Annotated in this window: 13 protein-coding genes; 2 read left to right on the forward strand and 11 right to left on the reverse strand. The window is 61.5% G+C overall.

Going from position 1 to position 9,120, the window contains the following annotated elements; genetic code table 11:
• Positions 1-8: 8 nt before the first annotated feature.
• Positions 9-374, reverse strand: coding sequence for a hypothetical protein (locus tag N2315_08335; protein ID MCX7829183.1), 366 nt, complete (start codon positions 372-374; stop codon positions 9-11).
• A gap of 215 nt (positions 375-589) precedes the next feature.
• Here N2315_08335 and N2315_08340 point away from each other — a divergent pair, with 215 nt between their 5' ends.
• Both N2315_08340 and N2315_08345 read left to right on the forward strand, forming a co-directional pair.
• The gene (locus tag N2315_08340) at positions 590-877 is read left to right on the forward strand and encodes a YerC/YecD family TrpR-related protein (protein ID MCX7829184.1); all 288 of its coding nucleotides are present in this window, start codon (positions 590-592) and stop codon (positions 875-877) included.
• 7 nt (positions 878-884) lie between these two features.
• On the forward strand, positions 885-1,364 hold the full coding sequence (locus N2315_08345) for a hypothetical protein (GenBank protein MCX7829185.1): 480 nt from the start codon (positions 885-887) through the stop codon (positions 1,362-1,364).
• Positions 1,365-1,417: 53 nt separating this feature from the next.
• On the opposite strand, the gene N2315_08350 is transcribed toward N2315_08345, so the two are convergent.
• The 10 genes from N2315_08350 to N2315_08395 form a co-directional block, all read right to left on the reverse strand.
• Positions 1,418-2,506 (reverse strand): hypothetical protein, encoded by a 1,089-nt coding sequence (locus N2315_08350; GenBank protein ID MCX7829186.1) that lies wholly within the window; start codon positions 2,504-2,506, stop codon positions 1,418-1,420.
• A gap of 76 nt (positions 2,507-2,582) precedes the next feature.
• A complete protein-coding gene (locus tag N2315_08355; GenBank protein MCX7829187.1) occupies positions 2,583-4,610 on the reverse strand; it encodes a methyl-accepting chemotaxis protein in 2,028 nt (675 codons plus the stop codon).
• A 165-nt stretch (positions 4,611-4,775) separates the two neighbouring features.
• The gene (locus N2315_08360) at positions 4,776-5,264 is read right to left on the reverse strand and encodes a chemotaxis protein CheX (protein MCX7829188.1); all 489 of its coding nucleotides are present in this window, start codon (positions 5,262-5,264) and stop codon (positions 4,776-4,778) included.
• Between the two features lie 76 nt (positions 5,265-5,340).
• Positions 5,341-5,805 carry a hypothetical protein gene (locus tag N2315_08365; GenBank protein MCX7829189.1) on the reverse strand — a complete coding sequence of 155 codons (465 nt, stop codon included), beginning with the start codon at positions 5,803-5,805 and terminating at the stop codon, positions 5,341-5,343.
• Positions 5,763-6,659: a lysophospholipid acyltransferase family protein gene (locus N2315_08370; protein ID MCX7829190.1), complete on the reverse strand. Its 897-nt coding sequence runs from the start codon at positions 6,657-6,659 to the stop codon at positions 5,763-5,765. Before N2315_08370 ends, N2315_08365 begins: the two co-directional genes overlap by 43 nt.
• A 58-nt stretch (positions 6,660-6,717) precedes the next feature.
• Positions 6,718-7,482 carry a hypothetical protein gene (locus N2315_08375; GenBank protein ID MCX7829191.1) on the reverse strand — a complete coding sequence of 255 codons (765 nt, stop codon included), beginning with the start codon at positions 7,480-7,482 and terminating at the stop codon, positions 6,718-6,720.
• 98 nt (positions 7,483-7,580) lie between these two features.
• Positions 7,581-8,084: an AbrB family transcriptional regulator gene (locus tag N2315_08380; GenBank protein MCX7829192.1), complete on the reverse strand. Its 504-nt coding sequence runs from the start codon at positions 8,082-8,084 to the stop codon at positions 7,581-7,583.
• Positions 8,085-8,088: 4 nt separating this feature from the next.
• Positions 8,089-8,298 carry a hypothetical protein gene (locus N2315_08385; GenBank protein MCX7829193.1) on the reverse strand — a complete coding sequence of 70 codons (210 nt, stop codon included), beginning with the start codon at positions 8,296-8,298 and terminating at the stop codon, positions 8,089-8,091.
• A complete protein-coding gene (locus tag N2315_08390; GenBank protein MCX7829194.1) occupies positions 8,288-8,851 on the reverse strand; it encodes a FumA C-terminus/TtdB family hydratase beta subunit in 564 nt (187 codons plus the stop codon). The genes N2315_08385 and N2315_08390 overlap by 11 nt, the downstream gene beginning before the upstream one ends.
• A partial coding sequence (locus tag N2315_08395; protein MCX7829195.1) for a fumarate hydratase occupies positions 8,852-9,120 on the reverse strand: 269 nt, incomplete at its 5' end. It lies immediately after the preceding gene.

The following is a 9,120-nucleotide window of genomic DNA, read 5'->3' on the forward strand; positions in this document are numbered from 1 at the left end:
CGGCAGCGTCAGATGTGTATAAGAGACAGGCCTATCACCGTCTCGGAGGTTGGGCGCACCACAAAGGGCTCCTCCAGCTCCTCCCCCCCCGCATGGGTCACCACGGCGCACTCCGGGGCAAATCCCTCCACGTGCTGGGCCTCCCTCTCGAGGAACGAGTTGGGGATCAACAGCGGGAAGTACGCGTTCACGTGGCCCGTCTCCTTGAAGGCCTCGTCAAAGTGACGCTGTATGGACTCCCAAAGGGCATAGCCGGTGGGGCGTATCACCATGCAGCCCCTCACCGGAGCGTAGTCCGCCAGCTCCGCCGCCCTTATCACGTCCAGGTACCACTGGGAGAAATCCCTGGATCTCGGGGTTATGTTCTTGGCCATCTCCAATCCTCCACTTTTTGTCGAATTTAAGTCCTACGCTTGGCAATTATATCCCCTAGGGCCTTCCTCACCAACCCCTGTATGCCTAGCTAAATAGGCATAGCTTGAAGGTTGACGTTTTGCAAAGCACGGTTATACTATTATTTAGGAGTTTTAGAAAGATGTCAGCGAGTCAAAAAAAGAAATCTACAACACTACGACGAGGAGGCATAAACATGGGAAGCCAGTGGAAGGACAGCCTTACGGACCAGCTCTGCAGGGCCCTCTTGTGTCTTGAGAACGAGGAGGAGGTTTACAGGTTCCTGGAGGACGTGGCCACCATATCGGAGATAAGGTCCCTGGCCCAGAGGCTTGAGGTGGCAAGGCGCCTCATGGAGGGTGAGACCTATCCGTCCATATCCAAGGAGACCGGGGCCAGCACCGCCACCATAAGCAGGGTTAAGAAGTGCGTGGACTACGGTTCCGACGGCTACAAGCTGGTGTTGGAGAGGCTCAAGGGGTAGGGGATCCATGCAGCGCTGGTGGTTCCCCTTTTACCACCCCTTGGCGCTGAAGCTCCACCAGGAGGGGCACGAAGTGGTTTGCGCCGGAAGGGAGGGGGAGGAAACGCCGCAACACATACCCTCCATAGCGGCGGAACGGGGCATCCGGGGCATATACAGCGCCACCGTGAGGGCCGCGGAGGAATGGGGTTTCAACCGGGTTGCAATAGCCGTAACCTGCCAGGAGGACCCATCCCCGTTCCTGGACATCCGGGAGGAGCTGTGGCACCAGGGACTGTACCGGTTCGAGGAGGCCATGGAGGCCCTAAGGTGCGCGGTCCCGTACCTCTTGGGCGGGGATGACTCACAGATAGAGTTCCTGGTCCCCTCCGAGGACTCCGCCGTGGGGGCCGCCATCACAGGGGCGGTTGAGGGGTTTTGCCGGTGGTTCCGCCGGGAGGCGGAGGAGCTCAACATCACCCTCAAGGTTCAGCGCGAAAACCCCTAGGGTCCTTCCCGCCTGGGGCCCCGGAGCTGCATCGCCACCAACGGCGGGCGGCACTAGCTATAAATGTACAACGCCACCGCCAGCAGGGCCAAAAGTCCCGCGGCGGCCACGTAAAGCATGGGGAATCCCTCCCGGTCCTCCACCTGGGCGCCGGGGGGGATCTTTATCTTGAGCTCCCCGGGGGATATGAACTTGAAGAAGCTGCCGTCCCGGTCGAACTGGCCGTGAACCTCGTACTGGCCGTTCTTGAGAAGCCTTATCATGTATATGGTCCCCGGCAGCTCCACCTCCCTGGCGGGCTCCACCACCACGGGATCCCCGGGACGCATGAGGGAAAGGGCAACGCCGTTAAGGGGATCCACGCAGGGCCGCACCTCCATGACGCCTTGTGGAAGCGGCTGATCACCTTCCCCCGGTTGAGGCTCCTGTTTCAGGGAGGGAATGGCGGAACTCACGTAGGAGTCCAGCACCGCTTGCAGGGACGACACCTCAAGACCCATGTCCCTCAGCTCCGGCAGGGAAACCACCGCGTACCTCACGGCGCCCAAGGGGATGCCGCGGCCCACAGTATCCCGGATCTCCTTGGACACGCCGACCGATAGCCTGGAGTTAAGTTCAGAGCTCTCCACCACCCCGTCGGGGGCTTCCATCCCCTGTTGGGACAGCCAGTCCTCCACCTCCGACAGAAACGTGCCGGCCCACCCGTCCCAAAGGCGGACCATCTGCCGATGCACCTGCTCGGCGGACCAAAGGTCCGTCTCCGAAACCCGGCTGTCGGGCTGTATCCCTATGCCCGACGCCAGCTCCAGGACCCGGTTCCATAACCTCAAGGCCCCGCTGTCGGAGTTCATGGGGAGCACCGAGCTCTTCCGCCAAAGCACCTGCTTGTCGGGGCCGAACACGGAGGCAAAGAGTATGCTTATGAGGTCCCCCGCGGGAAAAACCGTCCATAACACCCGGTACTTCCTCCCGTTTGCGGACAGGTACCGAAAAAGCCCCGACGGGTCGGGCATGCCACCGGCAGCCCGGTAACCATCCACCAGGGCATCCAGTTCCTCCCTCGGAACCCCAAACATGTAGGCCATGAGATCCTTAACGTACCAGTCCATCCCGGACCTTGCGGCGTCAGTCCTGTCCTCCACGGTACACCCCCTAAAGACGAGAAGGTAAAAGAAAGGGGCGAGCTCAAAGCCCGCCCCGGGTTACGGTTCTCAAGCGCTATCCCCTGAGGGCCAAGGGCTGATCGGAGTCTATTTTATACCCTTTCAGAACCCGGTTGAACTCCTGGGCGAACCGGGCCAGCTCCTCCGAGGCCCCCATGAGGAGCCTGCTGTTCTCCACCAGGTCATCCAGCACGTGATCTATCCTGCTCGCTATGTCCTTGGTGGTGGCGACGCCGGCGGCAAGGCGGTCCACCGAAGCCGCCATCTCCTGGGAGCTGGCGGACTGTTCCTCAGCGGTGGCCGCCACGTTCTGGATCTGCCCCACTATGTTGTTTATGGCCCCCAGAACCTCCCCTATCCTCTCCCTCATGACGTGGGTCTCCGTCTCCGCCGCCTCCGCCAGGCTTACGCCGCTTCCGGCGGTCTTCACCGCGTAGGCGGTGCCGGTTATTATGGCCCCCGCCAGCTCGCCTATGCTCTTCGCCGCCTGGTTCGACTCCTCCGCCAGCTTCCGGACCTCCTCCGCCACCACCGCGAAGCCCTTCCCCGCCTCACCGGCCCGGGCGGCCTCTATGGCGGCGTTCAAGGCCAACAGGTTCGTCTGGTCCGCTATCTGGGATATGGTGTTCACTATGCTCCCGATCTGGCTCGCCTGGTCGTTCAGCTTCGCCACCGCATCCGCCACGCCCCTGAAGGAGCTAGCCATCTCCATGACCCGATCGGAGGTCTTGACGATGAGCTCCTGGGCTCCCTCCGCGTTGGACTTAAGGGCCTCGGCATAACTGGAGGCCTCCGCCGCCGCCTGAGCGGCACCCTGGGAGGCGGACGCCACCTCCTCTATGCCCGCGTTGGCCGCCTCCACCGCCTGGGAGTTGTCCTCCGCCATGCGGGTCAACTGATCCATCTGCTCCTTTATATGGCCTATTGTATCCTCGGTCTTCCGGGCAACCTCCTCAAGGTTTATCGACTGCCTCTCGATGACCTCCCCATCGCTCCGGAACCTTTTAAATATCTCCCGCTGGGATGATATGACCGAGTCCAAAGCGCTGCCCAGCTGGCTCATCTCGTCGGTGCCGGCAAAGCAGGCGGACACGCTCAAATCCCCCTTGGCGGCCTCGCCGGAAACGGCCATGAGGCACTGTATGGGCCGCATGAGGCTTCTTATGACCGAGAAGACCAGGGCCCCCAGAAGCCCCATGGCCAACACCGCCACCAGCAGCTGCTTCATCCCAAGAGCCCCTATGGGACCCATTAGGTCCTTCTCGGACACCACCAGCACAAGGCTCCAACCGTAGTTCAACGGCCTCACGAAGAGAAGGCGCTCGTCACCGTCCACGCTGCGGTACTTGAAAAGGCCGGACTTCCCGGACAGTATCTCCTGGCCTATCTTGGCCAGCTCGGCGGTGACGAAGGAGGACTCCTTAGCTATGTTCTCCTTCAAGACCAGCTCCTTCTTAGGATGGGTCACGAAGGTCCCGTCCGGAGCCAGCAGCACGCCGTAACCGTACCCCAGGATCCTCTGCTTGGATATCATCTCCACCAACGTGTCTATGGACATGTCCGCCCCCAAGACCCCAAGGAGCTTGTCGCCGTATCCCTTGAGGGGGGTGGCGATGGAGACTATGAGCTTGCCGGTGTTGGAGTCCACGTAGGGCATGGTCATCACCGTGCCGCCCTTCTTAACCGCCTCCTGGTACCAGGGCCTGGTCCTGGCGTCCCATCCCTCCGGGGGGTTCCATCCGCTGCCGTCCACGAAGCCCCCCACCTCAAGGCCTATGTACACGTCCATGAAGCCCTTCTCCGAGTACTCCTTGGTTAGCCCCTCAGCGTAAGGCTGAAGGAGCCGGCCCGCCATGCCGTAGTTGAGCCAAAGGTACTCACAGTTCATGGCGGCGGTCTCCACTATGTCGCTCCTGCCGTCCAACCAGTTCCTCACCGCCGCGGCGGCGGAGTCCGCCGCCACCTCTCCCCCCTTGGAGATCTGATCCTCAATGATCGCCCTGCTGTTGTAGTAGGCCAAGCCCCCCATGACACCCAAGGCCAGGAGAGCCATCGCCGCCAGAAGGTAAAGACGCTGACGCATGGACACGAAGACCAACCCCCTCAACCTAAAAATATTTTCAAAATTATAAAACAAACCCCTTATGATTATATACTCCATCTAAAAAAACAAAAAGGGGGAAGCACACTCCCCCCCATGGCTTAGGTTTAAATTAATCGCGCCCTCTCGGTGGACACCAAAGGCCCCTTACTCGTGGAATGAAAGCACCAGGTACACCCGCCCCTTCTCGGGCCCCACGTCAAAGGGCAGGGTGAAGCTCTTAACGTCCGCCTTCTTCGGCGGCACCGCCCTTAGGTTCTCCCCTGCCATGAGCTGCGGCGGGGTTATGTCCAACCCCTGGACTTCCACCTTCATGAGGGCCTGTCCGCTGGTCATGTTGGTGAGCTCCCCAAGCACGCTCATGGACATGGGGTCCTCCGGGTTGGCCTCTATCATGCCCCCGGTCATGGCCCTCACGTAGGCGCTGAAACCGGCCAAATCCGCCATCAGCGCCACGGTGCCGTGGACCCCTGGACCCACTATGCCTATCAAAGCCGCCACCCGGCTTCCAGGGGCGTTCACCCCCGGGGCGATCTCACCCTTAAGGAAGACCGCCTCCACCCCCATCATCTGACTCACCGAGACGAAGGCCCCGGCGTACGCGTTTACCAAGGACGTTATGACCTGTGTGGACATGTCCTAGCTCCCCTTGTGTCTTTTTTTAAGATGGCCCTATAGGCCTAGACAATTCTATACCTTTCGGCCCCATAACTCAAACGGCGTTGATAAAACTTCGACGCAGCAACGCCCATGCGGCCAGGTCGTCCACGTCCCTGGGGGGGACCAAAAGCCCCCTGGGCACCAACTTCAAAATACCCTTAGGGGGATGAAGCTTAAAGTAAAGCCCCCGGGCCTCCATGGTGCTATCCCTCTCATCAACCAGGAAGAACCTAAGCCCCCGGCGGGACAGTTCCGCCGCCACGTCGGACGAACCGGTGCTGTCCCCGAGCAGTATCCTTCCGTCGAACTTGAACCCCTTGGGAACCTGCCCCTCGGTCACCCACATGAGAACCCCCGGCCATTCCATCCCGCCGAGCATGGCCCAAAGGTCCTCCCAGTGGGGCTTGGGCACGATGGCGGCAAACAGAAGGTCCTGCCCTCCAAAGGCCACCCCAAGCTTGCATCGACCTGGGTCTATGGCGCAGTCCACCAGTTCCTCCCCATGACGCTGGCCCAACGATCGTACATCCAGATCCACTGATCCGGCACCTCCCTTATCCAGGAGGACAATAGACGGTTGCAAATCTCCAAGGATCCCAGCTCGTCCCTGCCGAAGGGCTCACCGCCGGGACCTTCGAGGGGCGGGAAGAGGGTTACCCTGTGCATCACAGGATCCCAAGGGCTCCTCACGGACCTGCAGGGCACCACTGGACACCCGAGCTTCCTCGCAAGCTTCACGGGCCCCAAGGGGGTGCTGGCGGGGAGCCCCAGGAACTCCGATACCAGTCCCTTGGACTTGGCGTCCTGGTCCAGGAGCACCGCCAGCGCCCCGCCCTCCTCAAGGCAGCGGAAGACCCCCTTAAGATCCGAAGCCTTACCTATGGTAACCACGCCGCAGCTGGACCGCATGGACACCAACATGTCCGTCAGCCTTGGATCCCGCTGGTCCGCCGCAACCACCCTTATGGGGTACCCCTTAAGCGCCAGGGCCGCGGCGGTGAGCTCCCAGTTGCCCATGTGGCAAGAGAGTATTATGGCCCCCTTACCCATGGACAACGCCCGGTCAAGGTTCTCCAACCCCTCAAACTCCACCAGCCCGGGGATGGCCTCACGCATGACGGGAAAGCGAATCACCTCCGCAAGCCCCATGCCGAAGTGCCGGTAGGAGGACAAGACCACCCCCCTGGCGGCCTCCCTTGATATGCCAAGGGCCCTGGAGCAACGGGCGGAGGCCTGGTCCACCCTCTCCTTGGAGAATGCCGCCACAAGCTTCCCCAACCATCCGCCCAGCCTCACCGAAGACCCATGGCCCATACATCTAAAAAGGGAGACTAAGATCTTTAGGCCTCCCACTATGAACGGCTGCTTCATAAAATAAAAACCCCGCTTAAGATCCCCTAGGGCCCGCCAGAACCTCCAGGCATGGGGACTAGATCAAACGTTCCCTTCCGGCCACCCAGTGCTCAAACATGCTGCGGCTGTCGTCCATGGAAAGGGTGAAGCCCTGGCCCGAAAGCCCCATCTGGCAGGCCACGATGGCCTGACCAGAGAGCACCGAAGCCAGGTAATCGGTGAACAGAGTGTCCTCCTCCCCCACGTCCCCCATGGTGAGGCAAATCACCGTGGAGGCCGCCCTCTCCACCACCTTCAGCGAACCGTCGCTGAGCCTCGCAAGCCCCGCGGCGCAGCCCGCGGCGGCGGCAAGAAGCCGGTCGTATCCGTTGGCATCCTCCACCCTGGCCACCATGTAGCCCGACACCAGGGCACCAAGGGACAGGGCCTCCGCCAGCGGACGACGGTCCTTGCCAAGGTAGTTGCACAACACCCACATGGGCACGGTGAGCAGCATCCCGGCGGGCACGCTCCCGATGACAGGCGCGGCATCCACGTCCCCATCGGACAAGGCAAGATCCAGACCAGCGCCGCACATGGACCTTGCCACCCATATGGGGTCCTCGTCAAAGGCCCCACGCCATAACCTGTAACCCAGCGCCCTGCCGCTGGGCTTCAATATCCCCCGCTGAGCCAACTTGTAGTTGGCGTCCCCCGTGAAGAGGACCCACCTCTCCTCCTCTTCGGTGAGGTGGGGCACCAGGGCCCACAGATCCCCGAAGGAGGAAAGGGACAGCTCCCTCTGAACCGAAGGATCCGGGGACCTGGAAAAAAGAGACCTTAGATACCGGCTTATGTCCAAGACCACTCCTCCTTCTCTTCCATAGACAGGAACCGGCCCCAAGCCCTTGGGGCCCTAGCCACTCAACATATTAGCATTTACTTAAAAGCAGTACAAACCTAACTCTTTAACACGAACCCCGCCAGCATGGGCAGTATGACCAGGATGCACAATATTCTGCATAGGTTGAAGAGCACCGTCACCGCCCCGTCAGCTCCGCTCTCCACCGCCGCTATCACCACCCCGGAAAGGCCTCCCGGCGAGGTGGCAAAAAGCGAGGTGGCAAAGTCCATCCCGCAAAGCCTCATGAAAACCAACGCCATGACCACGCAGAAGCCCAGAAGCATGAGGCTGTAAACCGCCGCGTAGGGCAAGAGCCCCAAGGCCCTGCGAAAGGACACCAGCTCGCTGGAGCGGACCAACACGTAGGCCACAAGGCACTGGGACAGGGCGGAAACCCATCCCGGCAGGCGGGAATCGCCGACCCCCAACAGGGCCTTAACCGCCAATCCCCCCAATATGCCCAACGCCATGGCGCCGGCGGGAACCCTGAGCTTAAGGCCCAGCACCCCAAAGGAGAACACGCCCAGGGCTAAAAGCCCCTCTCTCAAAAACCCATTCAAAAGATCACCCCCCGTCCAGGGGAGGAAGTACGATGATCAGCTCGCCGTGGCGGACCTCATCATCCATGGATAGGATGCGAAGGGAGCGCACCACCGCCCCCACATGGAAAAGGTCAACCCCTGCGGCCACAAGGGCCTCCCGAACCGGAGCACAATCCCCCGAAAGGGACACCACCTTCTCCCCACCCAAGGGGAGCTTCACCCTAACCTCCAAGGCCCTCCGCCATGGCCCTGGCCGCCCGGGGCCCCGAATCGTAAACGCAGCCCCCCCGGGAGTCCGCTATCACCAAGAGCGGCATCCTTCGAACCTCTATCCTCAGCACCGCCTCGGGCCCCAGCTCCCCGTAGGCCACCACCTCGGATGACACCACCGACCGGGAAAGGAGCGCCGCAGCGCCCCCGGTGGCGCCGAAGTACACGGCGCCGAAGGACGCCAGGGCATCTAAGACCTCCAAGGACCTCTTGCCCTTCCCTATCATCCCCTTAAGGCCCATGCCAAGGAGCCTCACGGTGAAGGGGTCCATCCTGCCGCTGGTGGTGGGCCCCATGGAGCCTATCACCCTTCCAGGAGGGGTGGGGGAAGGCCCCGCGTAGTATATCACCTGCCCCTCCAGGGGGAACGGCGGACGCCCCGCGTCCAGATCCTCCATCATCCGCCGATGGGCCTGATCCCTGGCCACGTAAACCACCCCGGAGAGGTAAACCCTCTGGCCCGCCGAAAGATCCCTGACCGATTCGTCAAGAGGAGTGGACAGCTCTATCTCCAACTATATCACCCCCTTGGCGTGCCTTAGGGCGTGGCAGCAAAGGTTCACCGCCACAGGCATGCCCGCTATGTGGGCGGGCAGGGGATTTATCCTCACGTCCAAAGCGGTCACAAGACCTCCGTACCCCCCGGCTCCTATGCCCAACCGGTTTATACGTCTCAGGCACTCCTCCTCCAGCCTGGCGTAACGGGGGTCTTGGTTCCTCTGACCCATGGGCCTTAAAAGGGCCTTCTTGGCCCTGTCTCTTATACACATCTCCGAGCCCACGA

It is taken from the genome of Thermanaerothrix sp., assembly GCA_026417795.1.
GTDB lineage: Bacteria > Synergistota > Synergistia > Synergistales > Synergistaceae > Thermanaerovibrio.

Coding starts and splice junctions, on each gene's coding strand:
- N2315_08355 (MCX7829187.1), bottom strand. CDS start 4,610: ATGCGTCAGCGTCTTTACCTTCTGGCGGCGATGGCTCTCCTGGCCTTG.
- N2315_08335 (MCX7829183.1), bottom strand. CDS start 374: ATGGCCAAGAACATAACCCCGAGATCCAGGGATTTCTCCCAGTGGTAC.
- N2315_08340 (MCX7829184.1), top strand. CDS start 590: ATGGGAAGCCAGTGGAAGGACAGCCTTACGGACCAGCTCTGCAGGGCC.
- N2315_08370 (MCX7829190.1), bottom strand. CDS start 6,659: ATGAAGCAGCCGTTCATAGTGGGAGGCCTAAAGATCTTAGTCTCCCTT.
- N2315_08345 (MCX7829185.1), top strand. CDS start 885: ATGCAGCGCTGGTGGTTCCCCTTTTACCACCCCTTGGCGCTGAAGCTC.
- N2315_08360 (MCX7829188.1), bottom strand. CDS start 5,264: ATGTCCACACAGGTCATAACGTCCTTGGTAAACGCGTACGCCGGGGCC.